This window comes from Vibrio sp. VGrn 2, assembly GCF_009361695.1.
Taxonomy (GTDB): domain Bacteria; phylum Pseudomonadota; class Gammaproteobacteria; order Enterobacterales; family Vibrionaceae; genus Vibrio; species Vibrio diabolicus.
In genome coordinates this window covers 28355-52030 of record NZ_RBWD01000007.1, presented here as the reverse complement: position 1 = coordinate 52030, position 23676 = coordinate 28355, and the positions used below count along the sequence as shown (strand labels likewise).

17 protein-coding genes are annotated in these 23676 nt (G+C 49.6%); 10 read left to right on the top strand and 7 right to left on the bottom strand.

Annotation, left to right across the window (positions count from 1 at the left end; all coding sequences use genetic code 11):
- The first annotated feature begins 192 nt into the window (after positions 1–192).
- Positions 193–639, top strand: a complete 447-nt coding sequence (locus D8S93_RS13165) for a DUF302 domain-containing protein (RefSeq protein WP_005395563.1) — start codon at positions 193–195, stop codon at positions 637–639.
- 95 nt (positions 640–734) lie between these two features.
- Here D8S93_RS13165 and ptsG read toward each other — a convergent pair whose 3' ends face one another.
- Positions 735–2177, bottom strand: a complete 1443-nt coding sequence (gene ptsG, locus D8S93_RS13160) for a glucose-specific PTS transporter subunit IIBC (RefSeq protein WP_152813619.1) — start codon at positions 2175–2177, stop codon at positions 735–737.
- Positions 2178–2442: 265 nt separating this feature from the next.
- Between ptsG and D8S93_RS13150 the strand changes: the two genes are divergently transcribed.
- Genes D8S93_RS13150 through D8S93_RS13140 form a run of 3 tightly spaced genes read left to right on the top strand, consistent with a single transcriptional unit; the run spans position 2443 to position 5817 of the window.
- Positions 2443–3150: a response regulator gene (locus D8S93_RS13150; protein ID WP_005383484.1), complete on the top strand. Its 708-nt coding sequence runs from the start codon at positions 2443–2445 to the stop codon at positions 3148–3150.
- A complete protein-coding gene (locus tag D8S93_RS13145) occupies positions 3140–4570 on the top strand; it encodes an ATP-binding protein (protein WP_152813609.1) in 1431 nt (476 codons plus the stop codon). Before D8S93_RS13150 ends, D8S93_RS13145 begins: the two co-directional genes overlap by 11 nt.
- Positions 4571–4572: 2 nt before the next feature.
- Complete coding sequence (locus D8S93_RS13140; RefSeq protein ID WP_152813607.1) at positions 4573–5817, top strand: ABC transporter substrate-binding protein; 1245 nt, start codon at positions 4573–4575, stop codon at positions 5815–5817.
- Between the two features lie 73 nt (positions 5818–5890).
- Here D8S93_RS13140 and D8S93_RS13135 read toward each other — a convergent pair whose 3' ends face one another.
- Genes D8S93_RS13135 through D8S93_RS13115 form a run of 5 tightly spaced genes read right to left on the bottom strand, consistent with a single transcriptional unit; the run spans position 5891 to position 13138 of the window.
- Positions 5891–7093, bottom strand: coding sequence for a type III PLP-dependent enzyme (locus tag D8S93_RS13135; RefSeq protein WP_152813605.1), 1203 nt, complete (start codon positions 7091–7093; stop codon positions 5891–5893).
- On the bottom strand, positions 7086–8915 hold the full coding sequence (locus tag D8S93_RS13130; RefSeq protein ID WP_152813603.1) for an IucA/IucC family protein: 1830 nt from the start codon (positions 8913–8915) through the stop codon (positions 7086–7088). Before D8S93_RS13130 ends, D8S93_RS13135 begins: the two co-directional genes overlap by 8 nt.
- On the bottom strand, positions 8887–10092 hold the full coding sequence (locus tag D8S93_RS13125; protein WP_023584465.1) for an MFS transporter: 1206 nt from the start codon (positions 10090–10092) through the stop codon (positions 8887–8889). The genes D8S93_RS13130 and D8S93_RS13125 overlap by 29 nt, the downstream gene beginning before the upstream one ends.
- Positions 10089–11930 carry an IucA/IucC family protein gene (locus D8S93_RS13120; protein ID WP_152813601.1) on the bottom strand — a complete coding sequence of 614 codons (1842 nt, stop codon included), beginning with the start codon at positions 11928–11930 and terminating at the stop codon, positions 10089–10091. The genes D8S93_RS13125 and D8S93_RS13120 overlap by 4 nt, the downstream gene beginning before the upstream one ends.
- The gene (locus D8S93_RS13115) at positions 11927–13138 is read right to left on the bottom strand and encodes an ATP-grasp domain-containing protein (protein WP_152813599.1); all 1212 of its coding nucleotides are present in this window, start codon (positions 13136–13138) and stop codon (positions 11927–11929) included. Before D8S93_RS13115 ends, D8S93_RS13120 begins: the two co-directional genes overlap by 4 nt.
- 250 nt (positions 13139–13388) lie before the next feature.
- Between D8S93_RS13115 and D8S93_RS13110 the strand changes: the two genes are divergently transcribed.
- From D8S93_RS13110 to fecE, 6 genes are all read left to right on the top strand, one after another.
- Positions 13389–15425, top strand: a complete 2037-nt coding sequence (locus tag D8S93_RS13110; protein ID WP_152813597.1) for a TonB-dependent receptor — start codon at positions 13389–13391, stop codon at positions 15423–15425.
- Between the two features lie 121 nt (positions 15426–15546).
- Positions 15547–17685, top strand: a complete 2139-nt coding sequence (gene pvuA, locus D8S93_RS13105) for a TonB-dependent siderophore vibrioferrin receptor PvuA (protein ID WP_152813595.1) — start codon at positions 15547–15549, stop codon at positions 17683–17685.
- Between the two features lie 101 nt (positions 17686–17786).
- Positions 17787–18710 carry a Fe(3+) dicitrate ABC transporter substrate-binding protein FecB gene (locus D8S93_RS13100; protein ID WP_152813593.1) on the top strand — a complete coding sequence of 308 codons (924 nt, stop codon included), beginning with the start codon at positions 17787–17789 and terminating at the stop codon, positions 18708–18710.
- A 74-nt stretch (positions 18711–18784) separates the two neighbouring features.
- Positions 18785–19744 (top strand): FecCD family ABC transporter permease, encoded by a 960-nt coding sequence (locus tag D8S93_RS13095; protein ID WP_413743276.1) that lies wholly within the window; start codon positions 18785–18787, stop codon positions 19742–19744.
- A complete protein-coding gene (locus tag D8S93_RS13090; RefSeq protein ID WP_152813589.1) occupies positions 19741–20712 on the top strand; it encodes a FecCD family ABC transporter permease in 972 nt (323 codons plus the stop codon). The genes D8S93_RS13095 and D8S93_RS13090 overlap by 4 nt, the downstream gene beginning before the upstream one ends.
- A gap of 2 nt (positions 20713–20714) precedes the next feature.
- The gene (gene fecE, locus D8S93_RS13085; RefSeq protein ID WP_020841541.1) at positions 20715–21479 is read left to right on the top strand and encodes a Fe(3+) dicitrate ABC transporter ATP-binding protein FecE; all 765 of its coding nucleotides are present in this window, start codon (positions 20715–20717) and stop codon (positions 21477–21479) included.
- Positions 21480–21597: 118 nt separating this feature from the next.
- Here the strand turns inward: fecE and D8S93_RS13080 are convergent, their stop codons facing one another.
- A complete protein-coding gene (locus D8S93_RS13080; RefSeq protein ID WP_065646140.1) occupies positions 21598–23484 on the bottom strand; it encodes a methyl-accepting chemotaxis protein in 1887 nt (628 codons plus the stop codon).
- Positions 23485–23676: the final 192 nt, after the last annotated feature.

Here is a 23676-nt window from a genome sequence, read left to right as displayed (position 1 = left end):
TACGTATTTCACGCTTTTGATGCTCAGCTAGTTAACGCTTTATTAATCTGAATCAATTAATCCGTGTTACACGGTCGACTCTTGAGTAGGTAGAGTGCAATTCGCGATAGCGGAATCTGACTTCTATAGTTTTCCTACACTTGGTTTTTCTATATTTACAGTTTTCGACTCAGAGAGAGGAAGGGACGACAAATGAAAAAAGTAATCATCGGGTTGGTCGTGGCGTTGACGTCATTGAGTGCGTTGGCTGGGGAGGGTGTGGTAACCGTTGCGAGCACGCATTCAGCAAAAGATACGGCGGATAAATTTGTCGCTATCGCGCAAGAAAAAGGGTTGAACGTCTTTGCGCGCATTAACCATCAAGAGAACGCCACGAAATTCGATATGACGTTGCGACCAACCGAAGTTATCGTGTTTGGGAACCCTAAAGTGGGCACGCCACTGATGATCTGTGCGCAGGAAGTGGCGCTCGATTTACCCCAAAAAGTGTTGGTGTATGAAGATGCTGAAGGCAAAACGTGGTTAGCTTACAACGATCCGATGTATTTAAAACAGCGCCATCATATTGAAGGCTGCGACGAGGTATTGAACAAAATCAGCGGCGTGCTGGGCAATTTAACCAACGCGGCGGCGAAGTAGGGTTGGTTATTGGCTTCGCTTTTTTAACTCCGAAAACGAAAAAGCCAACCTCACAAGGAGGTTGGCAAATCTTACCTATATTGGGGGAGGTAAGATCAGGAGGTGGCGAGTACGCTGTGCACTTCTGACTTAATTGAGTCAGACTGCGTGCCGAAAATCGCTTGTAAACTGTCGCCAATCACTAACACATCTCGCGCGCCGAGCGCTTTTAGCTTAGCAACATCAACGTTGGCAATGTCTTTCACCGAGACACGCAGACGAGTAATACACGCATCGACTGACTTAATATTGGCTTTGCCGCCCAATGCAGCCACTACATCTACCGCGATTTCATCAGGTTGTCCGGCAATCTTCACTTCTGCAATGTCGGTTTCGCGACCCGGCGTTTTTAGATCCAACTTCACAATTAGGAATCGGAACAAGCCGTAGTACAGCGTCGCCCAGATTGGACCGATGATGATGAACATCCACGCGTTGGTCGACATTGGGTAGTAAAGGAAGAACTGGATCGCGCCGTGCGCAAAGTCAGTACTGTGTTTGATTTCCAAAAATGCGGTGATCGCAAACGCAATACCAGTTAGGAAAATATGGATCACGTACAGCACTGGCGCGACGAATAGGAAGGTAAATTCGATTGGCTCTGTGATACCAGTTAACCAAGAGGTCAACGCCGCAGACATCATCAAACCGCCGACGATTTTCTTACGCTCTGGAGACGCGCAGTGGTAAATCGCCAATGCCGCTGCTGGTAGCGCCCACATGGAGTACATAAAGCCACCAGACAGATAACCTGCGGTTTTATCGCCCGCGAAGAAGCGAGTGAGCTCACCGGTAAACTCTTTGCCGGTTTCTGGGTCTACATAGCTGCCGACTTCAAAGAAGAACGGCGCATTCCAGATGTGGTGCAAACCAACCGGGAGTAGTGAACGTTCGCCCGCGCCGTAAACCGCCCACGCGAGTACAGGGTTTTGGTACGCTGCCCAATGAGAGAATGCATCAAGAAGTTGTCCGACAGGTGGCCATGCAAACGCGAGAATCGCACCAACGACGATCGCCGATAGACCGGTGACAATGGGCACAAATCGCTTACCCGCAAAGAAGCCCAAATATTCCGGCAGTTTGATGTTGTAGAAGCGGTTGTACATGATTGCCGCCACCGCACCGATAAAGATGCCGCCAAACACCCCGGTTTGCAGCGTCTCAACGCCCATGATCGTGGCGTCAGTTTCTAGGCCGCGCAGGCCAGTCACGATACCGAGCGATGCGTTCATAATAACTAGGCCAACTAAGCCTGCGAGCGCAGCCGCACCGTCATTGCCTTTTGATAACCCGAGCGCCACACCGACCGCAAACATCAACTGCATGTTGCCGAACACGCCTTCACCGGCGGCGAGCATCACTTTGTTGACCGCGTCTGGAATAAACGCAAAACCCGCGTTACCAATACCCAGCATCAAGCCAGCCACTGGTAACACCGCCACAGGCAGCATCAACGACCGCCCTATTTTTTGTAGTTGTCCAAATATACTTGCAAACATGGTTTCCTCCTGACGAATGCCAGTGTTGTAGGACCTGATTCCTTCAGGTCATGTTGTTTCACGTAAGGTCAGGATGATCATAGCGAGCAAGGCGGCGCCTAAGGTTACAAAAGGCAATCAGTTTGTAAGTGGCCGCTTACAAATCTCTTACACCGAGAAGTGAAAATTGCAATCGGCTCGATTGTGCATGGGCGTTTAAGAGTGCATCATATTGGCCAGCGCCAAACTCAGGGGCAGGCACAGGGACGGACACAGGGAAAGTAGGATGGAAAACAAGCAGATACTGGTCGTCGATGACAACCTCGACCTTCGCGAAGCGTTGTCAGATTACCTTGGCCGCGCAGGGTTTGAAGTGCTTTGCGCGGAAAACGGCGGCGTGATGTGGCAACTGCTCAACGATCACCATCCTGATTTGATCATCCTCGATATTATGATGCCCGGTGAAGACGGCTTTACCCTGTGCCAGAAACTGCGCAAAAACTCCGATATCCCGATCATCATGCTGACCGCCGTCACCGAAGAAGCCGACCGAGTCGCAGGGCTAGAAATGGGCGCTGACGACTACATCACCAAATCGTTCAGCCCGCGTGAACTGCTCGCACGAATCAAAACCATTCTGAGACGCAGCCAATCGACCGCCAATAGCAAACTGACGCGTAAAGTGCGTTTTGACGATTGGTTGTTAGATACCGTAACCCGGCAACTGACCCACGTTGCTAGCCGCGAGGTCAAGCAACTTAGTGGCGCGGATTTGTCGCTGCTCGGTTTGTTCGTCAACCACGCGCAATCGATATTGTCGCGCGATGACATTGCGCGAGAGATCTGGGGACGCGATGCCGACCCGTTTGAACGCGGCATTGACGTGCAGATCAGCCGCTTGCGTCATCACCTTGAAGATAAAGACCGTTCGCTGATCCTAACAGTGCGCAATAAAGGCTACATGCTGACCACGGACGTGCATTATGAGAATTAAACGCTGGACGGGATCACTGGTCGTTCGTACCAGTGTGTTTTTGTTGCTGGTGATCATTCTGGCGCAGGTATTATCCGGGATTATCTGGTATCAACACGCCAGCGAACGCGATAAAGAGGGCCTGACCACCACAGTCAAGAGCTTAGCACTGAGCGCTTCTTCCACCATCGCCTTCTTTCAAACCCTCCCTTCGGAATATCGCCACTTGGTGCTCAATCAACTGCGCAACATGGGCGGCACGCGCTTTTTCGTCTCACTCAACAATCACCAGATTGACGTAGACCCACTGCCAGAGAGCGAGCGCAAAACGTTGGTCATCAACCAAGTTCGCGAGGTATTAGAAAGCGAGCTGAGCGGCATTCCTAATATCGAGGTGGAATTCACCCAGCGCGACAAACTCAAAGTGTTCAACAACGAGCTACCTATCGATGAACTGCCACTATTGTGGGCGCATTATTCGCTTTCGTTTGGTGACCTCAATCCGCCTATTCTGGTGATGCAGGTCGAAGTCGCACAGAACGAATGGTTTTATCTCGCGGCGGTGCTACCCGCGCCTTACATCAACCTAGAGACTAACTATTTTGAGCTGCGCCAATGGCTGACGCTATTGCTGTCCGCGCTAATGTTGTTGCTGTGTACCTGGTTTATCGTTCGCAAAGAAATTCAACCCATTCGAGAGCTGGCAAAAGCCGCAACCCTGATGTCGAGCCGATTAGACGTGCCCGAAGTCTCTGAGCGAGGCAGTAACGAACTGAAAGCGGCAGTACGTGCGTTTAACAAAATGAACCGACGCATCGACAGCCACATTAAAGACCGCGAAATGCTGTTCAGCGCCATCTCCCACGATCTGAAAACACCAATTGCCTGCCTAAAACTGCGAGCGGAAATGCTGGATGATGACGCCGACCGAGAACGCTTTATCCGCCTGAGTAACGACCTAGACTTGATGGTCAAAGGCGCATTGCAATGCATTAAAGAGACCGATATCCACGAGGAAATCGAGCCGATCAATTTCACCCAACTGATTCAGCACATTTCCGCCAATATCGCCGATGCGCCGGACGCGATTCGCATCCACGGTGAAATCCGCACCCACTTTGCTGGTAAACCGTTAGCGATTAAGCGCTGCATTCAGAATCTGGTCGACAACGCGCTCAAATACGGCCATCAAGCGGATATTACGCTGAGTGAAAGCCCAGAGTCGATCCAGATTGAAATTGAAGATCACGGTGACGGTGTTGACGATTTATTACTTGAAAAGCTCTGCCAGCCATACTTCCGCGCTAGCAACGATAAAGAAGGCAGTGGGCTGGGGTTAACCATTTCACAGAGTATTGCAAAGGCTCATGGCGGCAACTTGTTGCTGAGCCATTCTCAGTTTGGCGGCCTCTGCGCCACGCTGACTTTCCCGAGAGACTGACTATGAACAAACTGGCATTCTTGTTCCCACTGTTGCTCGCCCCTTGCGTCGCTCACGCTGAGTCGCCACAAGGGGTAGAGTTTTTACATCGGTGGACTTCTGACGGCGAGCAGCAAGCGCTGCAAACACTTAAAGCTCAGCTAAAACGGCACGATATTGAGCTGCTGCAAAGCCCGGTGTTAGGCGGTGGTGGTGACAGCGCGATGACGGTACTGCAAGCTCGCGCGCTGGCGGGCAATCCACCGAGCTTCGCGCAAATCGAAGGGCCAAGTATTAAAGCGTGGGATGCCATCGGTATTTTGCACAACGTCAACGCGGTAGCGGATGAGCAGCGCTGGGACGAGGTGCTCTACCCGCTGTCTATCGAAATCAATAAAACACAAAACGGCTATATCGCCCTGCCACTTACGCTGCACCGTTTGAACTGGTTGTGGGTCAACCACAAGCTGCTTAAACAACTGAATCTGTCCGCGCCGAAAAATTGGCAAGAGATGTTCACCGCCATGGAGCTTGCTAAGCAAAATGGCATTGTACCGATCGCGGTCGGTGAGCAGCCGTGGCAAGTCGCCCAACTTTTCGAGAACTTAGTGATCTCCACTGGCGGCGTTGAGTTCTACACCAATGCGATGGTTAAACTAGAACGCGACAGCATCGACAGCGATACACTGCGTCAAGCGCTGACGCAATTTCGCCGCCTGAGTTTGTTGATCGACAACCAATTACCTGACAGTAAGTGGGATACGGCGACCCAAGCGTTAGCCGACGGTCAAGCGCTGTTTCAAATCGGCGGAGATTGGATTTTAGGTGAGCTGCTCGCCAATCAAGTCTCGGTTCCGCAAGAGATCGGCTGTTACCCAACGCCTGACAGCGATGGTGTATTCCTCTACAACATGGACAGTTTGGTGTTTATGTCGAGCAAGTCGTTTTCTGCCGAGGCGGCTCAGCAAACCGCAAGCGCGCTGGCAGACGTCGAGTTTCAAGCCAAGTTCAATAAGGTAAAAGGCTCGATTCCGGTACGCACCGATATCGACATCAGCGATTTTAATCCGTGTCAGGTCCAGTCATATCAAGACTTTCACTACGGCGTTAAACACAACCTCGCTGTGCCGAGTATGATTGATTCGATGGCGGTCAATCCGGTTGCTCAGCAAGCGATAAACTCGGAAATCTTCCGTTTTTACCGCAATCCCAAGATGGAACCCGACGAGCTGATAAAACGCATTATTGCTATTTCGCAAAGCAGTTGATGGCAATGAATTTGTGCCGAGTGGAATAAAAAAGCCCCAATGATTGGGGCTTGAGTGAAGCGAAGTATGCCGTTTAGAAATAGTGGAAGATCGGCGGTTCATGCATCAAGAAGTTTTGATGGGAGATGTTCCACGCATAGGCGCCTGCTAAGGTAAACACAACATAATCACCAATATCGGCGTGGGCGACGTGTTGATTGCGTGCCAGCACATCTTTGGGCGTACAAAGTTGGCCGACAAAGGTCGCTTGTGCATGCTGAATTGGATGAGAAATCTCATGGTGTTGCTCGCTTTTCAGGATGACAAATGGATGATCATGGCTCTGTGCTGCTGGCGTGCGGAAATGGTGGGTTCCTCCTCGCGCGATGACAAAGTTTTCGCCAAGATTTTGCTTAATATCCAGCACTTCCATCACGTAATAACCACATGCCGCCGTGATGAACCGTCCGCATTCAAAACGCAGTGTCCAATCTTGCACTTGCTCTTTGGCGATCAGGAATTCCAACTTGTCGCAAAACTCCATCCACGGAAAGTGTTGCTCAGGCTTTTGGTAGTTAATACCCATGCCGCCGCCCAAGTTGATCATCAGCTCACCGAGTTCAAACTCTTGTTGCCACGCTTTCACGACTTGGAAATAGCGCTGCATCAACGCTAAGTGACGTTCAACATCGAGCTGATGCGACATCAAGTGAAAATGGAAGCCTTTGAGTGACACTTGCGGGAAATCGCGCAGCAACATCAAAGCATTACTCAGTTCGGACTCGTCCAAACCAAAAGGAGTCGGCTTGCCGCCCATCGCCAACTTGCTGAGCGTGATGTCGCCGATATCAATGTTCATACGCAAAAAGATCGAAGTCGGGCGGTTGAGGCGCTCGGTTAGTGCTCCAATGCGTTGTAGCTCAGTGAGGCTTTCGACGTGAATCGCATCGACATCAAGTTCAATCGCTTGTTGCAATTCATTTGGCATTTTTCCTGGGCCGCCGAAGATCAATGGCTTATCGAGTTGTTGCTGGTGGAGGTGTGCCAACTCCCCGCCAGATGCCGCTTCAAAACCATCGACATACGGCGCGATCGTTTTGAGAATTGGGCCAGATGGATTGGCTTTGGCTGCGTAAAATAGCTCGACATTTTTCGGCAAAACGTGACGCAGTTGTTTGATGTGTTCTTCTAAGGCTTTTAGGTCATACAAGTACGCGCACAAGGGTTGATTTTGCTGCTGTGCGAGCGTGTGAACTTGTTGGCTAACGCGTGTCGGTAGGGAGAGTGAATTAGACATGTTGCGCTCCTTTTTCGTGTTGCTGCCAAGGCGCAGCGACTTGGGTATAGCCCGACTCCTTATCGGCTTTTTGCATCAAACGCGTGGTGAAATTATTTTTGCTTGGGAAGTGACCGCCATTCTGCAACGCTTCTAGTTCCGGCTGTTTTCCATTCACTGACTGCCAACGCACAATGGCACTTTGCACCGCATTCCACAGCGTTTGCTCTAGTGGCTCATCACCTTCTGCGATGAAGAAAATCGCTTCGCTGATGTTGTTGATAAAGGTGCAGTATCCGATGCGATTCCAGCCTTGTTCGCGACTGTAGTAAACCGATTGTCGCGCGCGTTCAGACAAATCAGTTAATGTTTCTGCTGGCCAGAACTCTGGCAGTAATTTAGTGCCTTCCAAATCACGAATCCAAACACAACACGGCATCTCTTGCTCAAAGCCAATCAAGGTGTTTTGCAAATGCGGCTCAAACGCCACCCCGTGTTTGAAGTAGTAATTAAACACGCCCGGAATTAGGCCATGCAAATAGCGTTCAAACCACAGTGTCGCGATGTCGGAATAGCGATTTTGCGTAGTACGCGCTTTGTTTTTAAGGCGTTGAGCAATGCAACTGTTGCCGTTTTTGTCGTAAGCAAACAGAGCGCCAGCGAGGGTTGGTTTTAAGATGTCGACTTCGCTCAGTGAGAAATTTTCGCGATACAAAATCCCAAACGATTCGCGCGCTTTGGTGTTGTTGTCCCAGTTGTGCTCAGCGACACTTTCTAGATTCAACGTGGTGGCGTAAGGCTCTGTCATCACTTTAAATACAGGGTTGTGCAGCTGTTCGTTTTCTCGAATCGGTTTGAGAATCGACGTGAGCTGCACGGCGCTGTCGAGTTCGTACCACGCGTTTTTGCGCACGCAATTGGTTAATCGTACGTTGATGGAGAATTTCGCAAACCAGTCCATGTCTGGGTGGTAGAGGGTACGAACTGAAGAGGTCGGCTGCATCTTTTCACCACCTAAACCCAGTGGCGTGATCTTGCCTTGCTCAATGGCACGCTTCACGCTTGGGTTGCTCAAAATGGTGTAGCTTTCCCAAGGATGGCAAGGGTAGAGGGTCTTCCCATTGCTGGTGGTGTGTTGTGGCGCGAGCTGTTGTAGCATGCGCTGCGCAGGGTTAGCTTCTCCGTCGGAACTCAGCACATCAAGTAACGATGTATCCACTTCAAACCAGTACAGCGGGACTTGCGTGCCGACTTCTGGAGAAAACGCCAAGAGATCATCCATGGTGACGCCCGAACGACTTTTCGGGGTCGGATGGAAAGTGTGCCCCCAAATCAGAGATTGTTCCGAAGCGATAAATTCGTTGTGATGCGATTTGGGCGCGACGTTGAGAAACAGCTCGGTAACCAGCACGCTATTTTCCAGTTGTTCGATCAGATCATGGTTAAATGGGATCGCCAACACCTGCTTTAGATAGTTAAGCAAAAGCGTAAGAGTTTGCGTGGCATCCAATTTCGCCCAACCAGAGCCCGGCATTTTCGCCCAAGGCAGTTCTGCCAATTTGATTTTGCCCAGTTTGCTCGCGTAGTGAATCGGCAAAACCAGCACGCCATTTTGTTGAGAAAGATGAACGGCTACCCGCTGCTTGGCGGAATAGTTGCGTTTTAACGTTTGGGGTAGCGATGTCGATTGGTAGTGCCATTCCACTTGTTGATTCGGTAACGCAAATTCCCGTAAGTAACAATTAAGAACACCCATTATCGTGTTGAGTTGGGCTTTCTCACGATTGAGCTGCACATCATGCGCGCGCAACTCGCTAGTCTGAGAGGATTGAGTTTGTAACATGTTGATTTCCAAATTTTGAGTGGAGAACCAGCGCGATCAAGGTGATTACGCTGACTATCGCAGAAAGTAGGAAAGGAACCTCAAGTAGCCCCAAGCTAGAAATGAAAGAAGCGCAAAATCCCGCCGCCACGCCACCCCATTTGGACATGGCATCAAAGCGAGAAAATACTTTGCCACTGAGTTTGCGATCCAGATTGCTCGCAAGATGCTGATGCAATCCGTGATAGCAACACACCATCGCGATGCCGAAGATAATTCTCGCAGCAATGAGTGCGGTTTCGGACGCAATCAAATGCAAAGCAGAGCTCACGGCAAGCAATGCAAACCCGAGCCACAACGTGCGCAGCGGTTGATGGCGATTCAGCCCATCTGACAACACGTGGATTTTGCCTGCCAGCAACAGATAGACGCCATGCGGCAGTGCGTACAAAAAACCGATCCATGCGTGGTTAGTGATGCCATATTGCTGCACAAACGGCGAGAAATAAGGAAAGGTCACCACCATAGAAAACGCAAACCCGAACTGAGCAAAGAAGATCCAACGAATGGCATGCATTGCGTTTTTCTTTGCAACAGGTTGTTCTTGCTGAGATTCTGAGTTTGGCTTTTCGAGGTTTTGTTCGGCGGGTTTATCCGCTGGCAGTGTTAGCGTGATGCCCATCGCAATTAAAGGCAAAACGCATAACCACAGGTACGCGTTGAGCGGGTTGGTTTCGGACAAGCTCCAGCCGAGCCCAATGGGCGCAACGATCAGCGCCAAGCGAGCAGATAGTTGGGTTTTATTGAGTGACTTGCCGAGTGTTTTGGCTTCTTTAATTTGACTAGATAAGTAGCTGTTTGAGGCGGCCATGGTGCCGCCAAAGGTTCCTTGAACAATAAGACCAAACACAAACATGGCGAGGTTGTCTGCCAAGCCGCACAGTGCAAACCCTGCTGCAAGGCCAAGTTGTGCACGCAAGAGTGAGCGGCGGCGACCGTAGCGATCAGCAAAGTTGCCCCAAAATCGTGCCGCCAACGCAGTACAAAACGTGGGTAGGATAAACAATACCCCTGCCCAGTCCGCATCAATGCTTGCACCTAACGTTGGCAACACGACGGGTAGAAATAGCGGCATACCTAACGCGGCAAACGCAGCGATAAAGTGGCACAACAACACACTGTAGATGAGTTTGGTCATAATCGTTTAACGTACGCTTTTTTGATGGCTTCTAAGTAGGCGCGTTGCGCTTCTTCGCTAGAAAGCAGCAAGAAGTTCGGGGCCGACAAACCATAGAACTTATTGATGTCACTCGCGCCGGAGGCTTCTTTCGAGAGCAAACTGCCAGAGCTCAACAAGTACTTGGCGTACAAATCAGGCGCCTCTTGCAGTAACTCGCGTGCCAGTTTTGTTTCTAACCCTTCGCCTTCCAATCGGTTGAGTTGCTCAGCAATGCTTTTGGCCACGATGGCGTAAAGCGATGCTGAAGAGGCAATGCCCTTTGTAGCCATGGCTTCTACAATCGCTGCGATATCCAGTTGTAATGTGATGGTGGTAAACATCTGACCGAGCGCCAATTCATTGTCGACTTTGATGCGTTGGTCGAGCAGTTCATCGCAATCCACTGGAATTGTTCCTGCGCCCTGTTTTTGGGCGGCATGCTCTGTTGCAAAGTGGAAGCGCTCTGGCCAAATTCGCGCTGCGTCGTTGTCTTTCATCGCGAGCGTCATTTTGCCCTGTTGATCAAATGCAACGATGGCGTTTTGCTGGTTGGACTCCAATGCGATGCCATAACGCAGCCACAAGGTAAGGTGTACTTGGCATAATAGGTCGACGTAATCTTGGAACCACGCCAGCGTATCCTGTTGATAGTACTGCTCCGCCAAGTGTTCTAAGAACAAGCGGTCGTCAGGCATTGTGCTTGCCAGTGCGGCAACCGGAACTAGCGCTTTGTCTTCGCAATGAATAAGTGGGTACTCACGTACGATGTACGCGAAGGTTTTATCCTCGCCGACGTGTCCACCGTGTTTTTCGTTGCAATGGAACAAGCGACTGTTTAAGTCGGCGTCCGTTTGTTCAAGGTGGCTGAGTAGGCGTTCAAACCAGTGGCCGTCATACAGTGTTGAAGGCTTGATTAAGCGAATGTTTTTCGTGCCTAGCGATCGCATGATCAGCGGAACTTTGATGTGAATATGCGGCGCGTCGTTGACGACCACAGTACGAACGGAAAGCGTCGGCGTCACGTTTAGGTACGTAAACGGCGCTTCTATCATGCCTTCGGGTAAGGCTTCTAAAGAGCGAAGGGTGAGCGGATGCGCAGGGAACAGTACGTGGCTCAGTGCAAAATCAGCAGGAAGCCCAACTTGCTCCATTGTTGGCCAGCAATCAGGTTGTCCGCTGGTTAATGTCACCAGTGATTTTTCAATCGCAATCCAATGCAGAGCAAAGCTTTGTGCGAACTCGGGCGCGTACTTAGCAAGGTCTTCATCGCTCAGACCAAACTTCGCCCGCGCAGTTGGGTAGTACGGGTGGTCAAGGTAAGAAGCGATCTGGTCGGCAAGCAGCAGTTTTTGATGCCAAGAACCAAGCTCGGATATTGGTTGAGAAATGTGGTCGGCGTGGTGACGAAACGCTTGGTCACACAGTGCTTTGTGTTTCTCTGCGCATTCCAGTTCTTGAAGGTACCCCGCCAACAATTCGTGAGAGCTCTCATGTGCCAGTGTCGTTAGTAGCGCAATCCACTCTTGATAATGCTGCTGATGCTCGACTTGGCCATTTTTCTCCACCCACCAACCTAGCGGCGCTTCGCCATTGGTTTGGCAGTAACACCAATGCTGCATGTAATACGTTGGCACAACAGGTAAATAGAGCGTGAAATCCGGATTATCAAAGGTTAGCCAGACTTGCTCGCCTTGAGGAACAATTACCCCTTTTGGTGTGGCGTTACTGAACTTGGCGTTCGATAAGATGCCAAACATGTCTTCGCGCAAGCAAGTATCGATCAATCGTTTCGTTAGATACAAAGCGTTGTCATTCATGCTGCCACCTCACGAGTCGGAGCTAGATCGAAATTGCTAAGCGCGTTCTGCAGCGCTTGGTCGAGGTTTCGCCCTGATGGTGAGACAATCGAAATTCGGGCGAGATAATCCTTATTGGAATAACTCTGTTGGAAGTGTTCTCCAGCGGTTTTTAGTACCTGTTGCTGGGTGATGATATCGTCATCGTGTTGGATGAATGACGTCGAATCTCCATCAATCACACCACTGTGCTCCGCAACTACGTAGTGCACGTGCGCTGACCCATGAATTTGGTAATCGTCGTCCAATCTTCGGCCTAAATGCAGACCCAAAATCGTGCTAAACCAGCCGAAGTGAGCGAGATTGTTGAGCAAGAATTCGCGGCCATCTCCAATACTGCGGTAGTTAATTTCCACCAGAACCGGGCCATTTTCCGTAATGATAAATTCGCTGTGGCAAACTCCAAAACCAACGCCGAACGCTTTCAGTTGAGCCAAGCAAGCTTCTCGGTGAGCAATGCCGTTTGGTCCGTTCCAGTCTGCGGCGGTTTCGATAAAGTAAGGCGGCTCTGAGAGCGACACATCAAAACCGCCCACGGCGATAAGGCGCTCACCATCTCCTAAAGTTTCTAGCGTAACCAAGGGCCCTTGAAGGAATTGCTCCACCAGAATGGCGGCGTTTGGGTGTTTTTGCCAAAACGCATCGCAGTAAGCATCGAGCTCGCTTTGGGAGTCACAGCGCTGCACATCTAAACTTGCCACGCCTTCTTTGGGTTTTGCTACGACAGGGAAGGTCATGCCTAATGCCACATTCGCATGGCGGTGCAACAAACAGCTTTGTGTGTTGGGTAGGGCTTTTTCACTCAAAACTTGTCGAGTTAAGTGTTTGTTTTTGGCCTTTAACGTGACAGACCAATCTTTGGCCGGTAGACCAAAAAATTGTGCGCAGATGGCGGTGGAAGTTTGTAAATGATCACTATTGCTGAAAATAGCGTCTGGCTTTAATTCATGCTCCGTGATGGTTTCGATGAGTTCTAATGGATTGAAGACATCACATTCTAGAATGGTATCCGGATTAAAGTGACTATCATGACTCGCCAGCTCTAAATGGCTGAGCTTATGGTCGGTGATAAGAACGACGTGAAGGTCCATCGCTTTAGCTGCAGGCACAAAGCCGTGAGTGACTGCATCGTTAACGACATGACTTACGATAATCATCGTAGATTTCATGAGCTTTCCTAATTTTCTAACATTTTCTTCTAACGTTGATAAAGTCGCTCACGGTCGTCTTCCAATGTGCCTCTCGCGAGACGGAGGGCAGAAGTTTTAGTATTTATTGTTATTATGTTTGGTTTTTTTTGTTGTTAGTTGTGTTTTTAGGGTAAATAAATATAGAGCATAAAATTAATATTGCAAATAGAAATAATATTTGTTCTTATTTCCATCCGTTGGCTTTATAACAACTAAACGGAATTATGGAATGAATACATTATTGACCCTGACCCCCTTGGCGGTCGCGATTGGTTCTTCACTAGTAGCACCAAGCGCAGTGGCTTCAGAAGAGACGAACTCAACCTCATCAGCAACTGAAACGATTCAAGTCTTCGGGCATCAGTACGAAGGTTATGCTGAACACATGCCTCAATCAGGCACCAAAACCGATGTGGAATGGCTTGATGTGCCACAAGCGGTATCCGTAGTAACGAAAACAGAAATGCAAGACCGAGGCGCGGTGCGTTTAGTGGATGCGCTAGATGGGGTAGCCGGGGTCAATAACACCTTGGGCGAAGGCAGCCGCGATCAGTTCATGATCCGTGGTTTTGATTCACTCAACGATATGTACCGTGATGGCTTGCGAGATGACGGTACGTTGCAGTCTTACCGCAGCTTAGCGAACGTTGAACGCGTTGAAATTGTGAAAGGCCCTGCGGGTGCTTTGTATGGCCGTGGTTCGGCTGGGGGCATCATCAACTTGGTGACGAAACGCGCTAACGGTGAGAATTTTACTCACGTAAACGGCAGTGTAGGTAGCAACAACCAGTATGTCGGTCAGGTCGACAGCTCAATGGCGTTCACAGATAAGGTCAACGGGCGTATTAACTTGGAATACCGTCAAGCCGACTCGTACGTTGATCATGTTGATTCAAACGATTTCTTCATTGCACCGACCATTCGTGTGTTACCAGCGGATGGTCACACCATTGATATTGACGTGGAATACGCCCATCAAGAACTAGTGCCATATCGTGGTGTGCCATCAAAAAATGGCAAGCCAGTTGATTTGCCAGTAAGCACTTACTTTGGCGGCACAAACGACTATCAGGAGTCAGACAGTCTCCGTATTGCGGTGGATTACGAATGGCGTCTGAATGATCAATGGGTATGGAACAACCGAGCGGCGTTCAACCATATCGAACTTGAGCAAAAAGGCACGCGTCAGGGCAAAGTGACGGGTAATGAAGTGTCTCAAACCGTTTACAACTTTGGTTACGATCCACGTACTACGACCACTTTGCAATCTGAGTTGGTTTGGGAAACCAGGGACAATCAATTGATGGTGGGTGCAGATTTCAACCAGATCGATATCGACCTAACGTTGGCAAGTGATAAAACGCTTCCTCCGCAAAATATCTACGACCCAGTCGTTGGTCCAACGACTGATCCGGGCTTTAAGCCATTTCGTGACAATACCACCACCACGACAGGTTTGTATGTGCAAGACGTCTATACGTGGGGCGACCTTTCTTTGATCGGTAACGTGCGTTACGACTCGATGGAGCTCGAACAACAAAAAGCGGGCTCAGATAAGGAAAAGTTGGATGATGACAAAGTCAGCTACCGTGCTGGTTTGGTATACCGTATCAATTCCGACACATCTGTATACGCCAGTTTAGCGCGCTCTTGGCAGTTGCCGTACGCAGGCATCTACATCAATCCAAAATTGGCGGAATTCTTCCACACCGACTTAAAAGAGGTGGGTGCAAAAGCGTACCTTTTGGATAACGCATTAATGTTGAATGCGGCACTGTTCCAGATTGATCAAGAGCAACCACAAACCAACGTGGACGGCGATGTGATCGATAAAATTGAAGTGCGTCACCAAGGCATTGAATTAGAGGCTCGCGGCCAAATCACCAAACAGTGGGATATCTCTGTTGGTTACAGCTACTTAGATGCGGAAGACAAAGCCACAGGCAAAAAGCCTAACGATGTATCAGACCACTTGTTCTCTCTTTGGAGCACTTACCAATTGGATGACAACTGGCGTTTAGGAGGTGGTGTGAAGTACGTGGGCGACCGTTACGCAGGTAACGACGAAGCCGTCGCACTCGGCGATTACACCACGGTGGATTTGATGGCGGCGTACACCACTGGTCGTCACAAGATCCAAGCGAACGCTTACAACATTTTGGATGAGAAATACATTCTTGGCGCAACAAACGGCACGTCTGGCCTAAACCAGATTGGCTACGGCGCACCAGCCGAGTTCATGCTCAGCTACGGATACCAGTTCTAGGCTTGTTGTGCGTAGTTGGCGCACGTTAGCCGATTTTTACCTCTTATTGAGGATGTTTTAGCCCCGAGAGCCTACGGGAAATGTTCTGCCCGAGGCTCAATTTCTCGCAAAGGAGACCTTAATGTCTTACCAGAATTTGGATGGTAAAGTGCGTGTACGTGCTGGTTTGTCTACCACTTACAGTGTGCTCGCGATTGCTATCGCTTCTGCCACCTCCATGAGCGCAGTTGCCGCTCCTGCCGCAAAAAACGAAACCACCGTGATGGAAACCGTCGTTGTCACTGGCAGCGTGATTGGCAACTCTGACATTGAAGACGTCAAAGAGTACCCTGGTGCTCGTACCGTCATTACCCGTGATCAAATTGAGAAAACCGCAGCGGGTTCGATCGATAATGCGCTACAGCGTGTTCCGGGTATTAAAGTTCAGGATGAAAGCGGAACGGGCGTATTGCCTAACATTTCCGTACGTGGTTTGAAAGCAAGCCGCAGTGGTCATGCGCAGTTCTTGATGGATGGTGTGCCGCTAACGCTCGCGCCATACGGCCATACTGGTCAGTCTATCTTCCCAGCAACGCTGTCGATGCTTGATCGTATTGACATTGTACGCGGCGGTGCCGCAGTGCAGTACGGTCCAAACAACGTCGGTGGTGTGATCAACCTAGTGACCAAACCGATTCCACACACTTGGCAAACTGAAATCAGTAACCGCCTTACCGTGTTTGATGGCGGTGATGCGCCGCTGAATGATTTTTACCTACGCACGGGCGGTTGGTTAAGCGACACATTCGCGCTGCAGTTGGAGGGTAACTTCCTAAAAGGCGAAAGCTTCCGTGAACATTCCGATACGGACGTGAAGAACTTTCAAGCTAAAGCACAGTGGCTATTGAGTGATACTCAAGAGATTCAAGCATTCCTGCAACGTTACGATGCTGAAACGCAAATGCCGGGCGCACTTTCGCCACAAGATTACGAGCAAGATCGTCACCAATCGAAACGTCCTTACGATGATTATGAAGGTAAGTCGACGCGCTGGAGTGTTAAGTACATTCACGATTTGCCATTTGCCGACAGTGCCGAGCTAGAAGTGCTAACGTTTGGTCATAAGTCAGAGCGTCTTTTCAAGTGGGGCTTTAACAGCGCGGGTGGCCATTGGGCAGATCCGGCTTTGCCAGCGACGGACGTTCGTACCTCTCCACGTGAATTTACCGTGTACGGCATAGAGCCAAAAATGGCGATGTACTTTGGCGAAGGTAAATCCGTTACTCAAAACTGGATCGTGGGTACCCGTTATGTTAACGAAGACATTGACTACAAACTCACTCAGACTCCAATCGCCGGTGGTGCAACCAGCGTTCCGCGTGATTGGCATTTAGATACGGACGCGTTTGCTGGATACGTTAGCAACGAAATTGGTTTGTTCAATGATACATTGAAGGTAACGCCTGGGTTGCGTGTTGAGTCGGTTCGAATGACGTTTACCGATCGTGGTAAAAAGCAAACGGCAGACAACACGGTGACCGAATGGTTGCCGGGTTTGACGGTGGCATATAACGTGACTGATCAATGGATAACGTATGCGAACGCGCAAAAATCACTTCGTGCGCCACAAATTGCCTATATCCGAGGCTTGGGTGAAGAAGGTAGCGAACTGGCTTGGAACTACGAAGTCGGCGCGCGTTACACCCAAGATGCGACCAGCTTTAACGCTGCACTTTATCGCATCGACTTTGAAGATCAATTGCAATGGCAAAGCTCAACGCAGACCTTCGATAACATCGGAAAAACACTTCACCAAGGCATAGAGCTTTCTGCTCGTTACGTGCCTGAAGCACTACCTGCACTGAGTTTAGGCGCAAGCTACAACTATCTAGACGCTACGCTTGAAGAAGAAGGCGCGAATAAAGGTAATCAACTGCCTTACACCTCTAAGCATCAGCTTGGTTGGGATGCGACCTACGCGTTTTACGGCATGGACACCACGCTATCGGGCTTCTACTTCAGTGATTCGTATACCGATAACGCCAACACCAGTGCCGAAGACGCAACAGGTGCAACGGGCAAAGTGCCGTCTTACATGGTGTGGAACTTCAACTTAGGTACGGATTTATACAAAGACGACAAAGGCAAGTTACGCATGAATGTTGCAGTAAACAACTTGTTTGACGAGGAGTATTACTTCCGTGGGATTGATACCAGCCCAGTTGGTCGATACCCAGCTCCGGGACGCTCTTACACACTGGATCTGAACTATCAGTTTTAAGCGTTTCGTTCACCGAGTTTGAAAAGAAAAGTCGCCAATTTACCTTGGCGACTTTGCCGATCTTAGGTACTGGAAAACTCTTAGCACTGGAAAAAAGCAAGATGAAAAATAAAAAACAATTTACGATCAAACACTTTTCAACCGTTTTGCTGATGCTACTGAGCTCAGCTTTGATGTCATTTAGCGCATTTTCTCAGGTGCGTAGCGTGCAAGATGAGCAAGGCACTTTTGAGCTAGAAGCGATACCTCAACGTATTGTGGTTTTGGAGTTTTCGTTTGTGGACGCTCTGGCGGCCGTCGATGTCTCACCGGTAGGCGTTGCCGATGACAACGATGCCACACGAGTCATCCCTGCTGTTCGTGACAAGATCGAACCTTGGCAATCGGTCGGCATGCGCTCACAACCGAGTTTAGAGGCGATTGCGGTGCTCAAGCCTGATTTGATCATTGCCGATGCCGAACGCCATCGTGCTATTTATCAGGATTTGCAGCGAATTGCGCCAACCTTGCTGTTAAAAAGCCGTGGAGAGACATATCAAGAAAACCTCGAATCTGCACAGAAAATCGGGGTTGCGATTGGCAAGCAAGAGCAAATGACGCAACGCATTGAGCAGCACAAACAGACCATGGCAGAGTTCAAACAGCATTTTTCGACACAAGAAACCATTCAGTTTGGTGTGGTTTCCGACAAAGGGATGTGGCTGCATAGCCGGGTTTCTTACGCTGGCGGCGTTTTGAGCACTCTAGGCATCCAAAGCCCGCTGGCTCCATCTGAGCGCAATGCGTATATCCCAACCAGCTTCGAACTTTTACTAAAAACCAACCCTGATTGGTTACTAGTTGGACTTTACTATCAACCAAATATCGTGGATGAATGGCGCAAAAATCCATTATTTAAGCTGTTAACTGCGGCGAAAAAGCAGCAACTGGTAGAAGTCTCTCCGGAACTGTGGTCATTAAATCGCGGCATGTTGGCTGCGGAAGAAATTGCCCGCAATCTTGAAGCGTTATTGGAGCGCTCATGAGTGCGGCGATAAGCTCGGAAAGCGCGTCTTCGGTTAGCAAATCGCATTGGAAAGCGAGCTTGTTTGTCTGTGCTATGGCCTTGTGTACGCTCTCAGGCTATGCAGCCTCAATGATTGGCTGGTCCAACTTTTCTTTGAGCGTTAATGATCTGACAAGCTATTGGTTTGCGTTTGATGAGGGCAATATGCTGCATCAAATCCTCGCGACGCTGCGTGCGCCTCGTGCCTATGCTGGGTTATTAATTGGCGCTTCGCTTGCGGTATCCGGAGTGCTGATGCAAGGGTTAACTCGTAACCCTTTGGCGTCGCCATCCATTCTCGGCATTAATGCCGGTGCGGCGTGTTTTATGGCCTTGGCGTCCATCGGCGTACCATTCTTTAGTCAATTGAACCCAATCATCAACGCAGTACTCGGCGCGCTACTAAGTGGTGGTGCGGTCATGTTGTTGGGCGGTTTTTTCTCCGCGCGTTCTCACCCATTGCGTTTAGTGCTAGCGGGCATTGCCATCAGTGCACTGCTGATAGGGTTAACTCGTGCGTCGGTAATTTTGGCGGATGACATGGCTTACAGCGTGTTGCATTGGTTAACGGGTTCACTCTCTGCGGTAGATTCTCAGCAGTGGCAGCAACTGTGGCCTTTTGCGACTTTAGGTTTGGTGCTCGCCATGGGCTTAGCGCGAAACTTAAATTTACTCGCGTTGGGGGACGAAGTTGCTGTTGGGCTAGGTGGTAACATTCGTCTTACGCGATTTATCAGTGGTTTAGCGGTTGTGCTGTTGGCAGGAACTAGCGTAGCGATTGCTGGGCCAATTGGCTTTGTCGGGTTGTTAGTGCCGCACTTGGTACGCCCGATTGTTGGTCACAACTATCACATTCTCATTCCGGTTTCCGCCTTGTGTGGCGCGGCATTGGTGACGTGGTCAGATGCTTTATCACGCGCGATTGCCTTTCCGGCTGAAACGCCAGTGGGCGTGATTACCGCGCTGTTGGGCACACCTTGCTTTATCGCGATTGCAATGAGGAAATCATCATGATGAATCAAACCAAACTGTTTGCATTAGTTGGATTGTTGCTGATTGCGTCTTCTCTCACGCTGTTTGTTGGCGCGGCGAACATGTCGGCTCAACAGGTTTTTGCATTACTGTTTTCTTTCTCTGATTCGGACTTTGTGATTCACCAATATCGATTGCCGAGAATGTTGCTCGCTATTGGCGTGGGCGCTGGATTAGGGCTATCAGGCGTTTTAGTGCAAGGCGTCATCCGTAATCCCCTTGCCTCCCCAGATTTAATGGGGATAAGCGCAGGGGCAGGGCTGGCGGCTACCGCTTGCTTGGTGTTGTATCCAAATGCGTCAGTGGCAATGTTGCCGATGGTCGCCATGGCGGGAGGCTTGCTTGCTGCTGGCTTTATTGCTGTGCTGGCTTATTGGTCGAAGCCAACACCTGCGCGCTTGGCGCTGATTGGTGTTGCTGTCAGCGCATTTTTAGCCAGCGGTATCGATTTTCTTCTGATTGTGCACCCTATCGAAATCAACACGGCGATGGTATGGCTAACCGGCAGTTTGTGGGGACGAAACTGGCAACAAGTGCCGTTTATTTGGAGTGCTTTATTGCTGCTACTACCATTGGCGTTTTGGCTGGCTTGGCGGCTAGATGTGATGGGACTGGGAGAAGAAAGCGCTACTACACTTGGCACGAAACCAAGACAGATCCAAATTCTTGCGTTGATTGCTGCCGTGCTATTGGCGAGCATCAGCGTGTCTGTGGCAGGCACGATCAGCTTTGTTGGCCTGCTTGCGCCGCATCTTGCGCGTTTGCTGTTTGGCCACAACCACAAGTTGTTGATTCCAGCCGCTGCAACCCTTGGCGCTTTGTTGGTGATTTGCGCCGATGGTTTAGCGAGAGGTTTACAGCCACCAATTGAGCTACCAGCGGGAGTGCTGACATCTGTTATTGGCGCACCATATTTCATTTTTCTTTTGTATCGTTATAGAGGTTGGTAAGCATGTTACGAACGCAGAACTTATCCGTCGCGTACGGCAAACAGACCATCATTCCAGATCTCTCTTTGTCGATTCCTCAAGGTAAAATTACCGCACTAGTTGGCCCAAATGGTTGCGGTAAATCGACATTATTAAAAACCTTGGTACGCATTAACAAGCCAGCTTCCGGCCAAGTGTTGTATGACGAAAAACCACTAAGCAACTACGGCGATAAACGCTTGGCGCGTTCGTTGTCTTTGCTGCCGCAAATTCTTGTCAGCCCTGAAGGTATTACCGTCAGAAAACTGGTCGAATATGGCCGCTCGCCTTACCTCTCTCATTGGGGCAGGTTAAGTCAACAAGACAAAGCCTTAGTCGAGCAAGCAATGCAAGATACTGGCGTGATAGAGTTTGCTGACAAGCCAGTTGAATCGTTGTCTGGTGGTCAAAGACAAAGGGCGTGGATTGCGATGGTAATGGCGCAAGATACTGACGTAGTGATGCTTGATGAACCAACCACTTACTTGGATCTCTCTCACCAAGTTGAGCTGATGAAACTTATGAGGCAGATGAACGACAAAGGCAAAACTGTAGTGGTAGTGCTGCACGATCTAAACCAAGCTTGCCGTTACTGTGATCATTTGGTGGTGTTGGAAAAAGGTCAGTTAGTCACGCAGGGTACGCCGCAAGAGGTACTGACAGAAGGCATGTTGGCATCGGTGTTTGATTTACAAGCGAGAGTATTTAACGACCCAATCTCAGGCACGCCGATGTGTGTGGCGGTGTAGGTCTTACGTCTTTCGAAAGCTATCTGCAATAAAAGCGTCGAGCCATAAAAATAAACCCCGCTAGTTATACATTTGCTAGCGGGGTTTGTTGTTTTTAAGTGCGTTCCTAGCGTGGCGTTTAAGCCAGTTTAAACGTCGCTACTTTCGAGTTGAGATCCTCGGCTTGTGATTTCAGCTCAGCAGATTGATTCATCGATTCTTCTGCACCAACCACCAAGTGATCGGTCACATCTTTAATTGACGTGACGTTTTGCGTGATTTCATTGGTTACGTGCGTTTGCTCTTCGGCTGCGGTTGCAATTTGCGTTGCCATATCGCTGATCAGCGCAACGGCCGCGTTGATTTCATCCAGAGCCAGTGCTGCGCGATCGGCATCTTCCACTGATCCTTGGGCAAGTTGAGAGCTTGTATCCATGATGGTCACAGCGCGTTGTGTGGTCTGTTGCAAAGTCTCGATCGTCGAGCGAATTTCTTCGGTTGAGGTGTGTGTGCGTTGTGATAGCACGCGAACCTCGTCTGCAACAACGGCAAAACCGCGACCTTGTTCACCTGCACGCGCCGCTTCAATCGCCGCATTCAGGGCCAGTAAGTTGGTTTGCTCTGCGATGTCTCGAATCGTTGATAGCACGGTTGAGATGTCTTGCGCGTGCTGGTTGAGCTCACCGATGACAACGCTCGCTTGGTTGACTTCAGAAGACAAGTTATTGATGGACGATTTGGAGTTGATCACCAACTCATGACCGTTTTGTGTGCTTGCTGAAGAGTCTTGAGCGGCTTTAGCCGTCTGCTCTGCATGTGCTGCAATCTCTTGCGTTGCCGATGCCATTTCAGTCACAGCGGTCGCCACCATAGTGATTTCTTGTTGCTGATGGTTCAGATCAGAAACCGACTGATTCGCGCGAGTCGTGCTCAGCTCCGATTGTTGGCTCAGTTCTTCCGCTTGGTGACGAATGTGACCAATAAGTTGCTGCAAACTTTCAACGAACTGGTTGAAATTTTCAGCCAGTTCACCAACTTCGTCACGGTTTTCTACTTTGATGCGTTGAGTCAGATCGCCGCTACCGTTGGCGATTTGCGCAAGCGCATTCGAAACGTTGTAGAGTGGACGGAACAAGATGTTACATAGCAGGTTAAACAAAGCCACACAGATGACGACGACGATAGTGGTTGCGATGATTTGATCCCAAACGGCTTCGTAGAGAGGGGCAACTAACGAGTTTTGATCTAACACTGTAACCGTTGTTAGTTTGGTGCCCTCAATATGGCGCGCGTAAACCACATACTCGGTGTTGTTAATCGAGACGCGACGCTCTGTGCCGGAACGTGCGGCAGAGGTAATATCGCTGTTGTTTAGGCCTAGCTTGCTAACAGGTTGGTTCAACAGCTTACCGTCGTTATGGGTGAAAATATTGCCCTGTTCATTGGCAATAAACATATAGCCTTCACCCGGCAGGATCACTTGGTTGAGGCTGTTCAGAATATCACCGATCTCGACATCTGCACCCAGAACGACGGTTTGACCATGTAGTTGCAGGGCTTTACCGAGCGACACGACGTTGGCCCCCGTGGCCGCTGCGACGGTTGGGTTATCCATAAAGACTTTCGATGGATTGGCAATGGCGTTGGTGTACCAACCCCATTTGCGTGGGTCGTTATTACCTGGTGGCAAAACCACCCCATTGGCGTTGTCTTGTGAGCCGTCTGGGTAAGCGAGAAAGACGTTATCAAACGCGCCAGAGTCTCGGACTTGTTTCAAGTGCGTAACCAGAGAACGCTTCTCTGAATCGGAAGAGAGTGACGTCAGTGCTCGCTCTTTTGAGAGTAACCAGTCCTTTACGTATTGATTGTAAGATGCGCTGGTGCTCTCTAGTCGTTGCGCGACTTCGACATCCAGTCTGTTTAATGAATCTCGAAAAGACAGCCCTTCTACCAGCACTCCCCCGAGAATGATGGCAGCACTGGCAGAGATTGCCAGTTTGTTTTTTAATGATAGATTTTTGAACATAAAGCGAATAATAGATCTTTGAATAATAGTTGTTGTGTTTTTATTCTCATCAGGACTCACCGAGCCGTTGAATATGCAGCAGAAAGTCAGATTCGAATCTGTTCAATAATTATATTTTATTGCTCAAAATAAATACTGACTCCATGTCGCGATTTTGAGTTTTACATCAAATAAGAAAAAGGCTTTTAAGTT

Bases quoted from the DNA above. Each gene is read 5' to 3' on its own strand.
- D8S93_RS13115 (WP_152813599.1), bottom strand. From the start codon at position 13,138: ATGAAATCTACGATGATTATCGTAAGTCATGTCGTTAACGATGCAGTC.
- fecE (WP_020841541.1), top strand. From the start codon at position 20,715: ATGTTACGAACGCAGAACTTATCCGTCGCGTACGGCAAACAGACCATC.
- D8S93_RS13110 (WP_152813597.1), top strand. From the start codon at position 13,389: ATGAATACATTATTGACCCTGACCCCCTTGGCGGTCGCGATTGGTTCT.
- D8S93_RS13100 (WP_152813593.1), top strand. From the start codon at position 17,787: ATGAAAAATAAAAAACAATTTACGATCAAACACTTTTCAACCGTTTTG.
- D8S93_RS13095 (WP_413743276.1), top strand. From the start codon at position 18,785: ATGGCCTTGTGTACGCTCTCAGGCTATGCAGCCTCAATGATTGGCTGG.
- D8S93_RS13165 (WP_005395563.1), top strand. From the start codon at position 193: ATGAAAAAAGTAATCATCGGGTTGGTCGTGGCGTTGACGTCATTGAGT.
- D8S93_RS13130 (WP_152813603.1), bottom strand. From the start codon at position 8,915: ATGTTACAAACTCAATCCTCTCAGACTAGCGAGTTGCGCGCGCATGAT.
- pvuA (WP_152813595.1), top strand. From the start codon at position 15,547: ATGTCTTACCAGAATTTGGATGGTAAAGTGCGTGTACGTGCTGGTTTG.
- ptsG (WP_152813619.1), bottom strand. From the start codon at position 2,177: ATGTTTGCAAGTATATTTGGACAACTACAAAAAATAGGGCGGTCGTTG.
- D8S93_RS13150 (WP_005383484.1), top strand. From the start codon at position 2,443: ATGGAAAACAAGCAGATACTGGTCGTCGATGACAACCTCGACCTTCGC.
- D8S93_RS13145 (WP_152813609.1), top strand. From the start codon at position 3,140: ATGAGAATTAAACGCTGGACGGGATCACTGGTCGTTCGTACCAGTGTG.
- D8S93_RS13120 (WP_152813601.1), bottom strand. From the start codon at position 11,930: ATGAATGACAACGCTTTGTATCTAACGAAACGATTGATCGATACTTGC.
- D8S93_RS13140 (WP_152813607.1), top strand. From the start codon at position 4,573: ATGAACAAACTGGCATTCTTGTTCCCACTGTTGCTCGCCCCTTGCGTC.
- D8S93_RS13135 (WP_152813605.1), bottom strand. From the start codon at position 7,093: ATGTCTAATTCACTCTCCCTACCGACACGCGTTAGCCAACAAGTTCAC.
- D8S93_RS13090 (WP_152813589.1), top strand. From the start codon at position 19,741: ATGATGAATCAAACCAAACTGTTTGCATTAGTTGGATTGTTGCTGATT.
- D8S93_RS13125 (WP_023584465.1), bottom strand. From the start codon at position 10,092: ATGACCAAACTCATCTACAGTGTGTTGTTGTGCCACTTTATCGCTGCG.
- D8S93_RS13080 (WP_065646140.1), bottom strand. From the start codon at position 23,484: ATGTTCAAAAATCTATCATTAAAAAACAAACTGGCAATCTCTGCCAGT.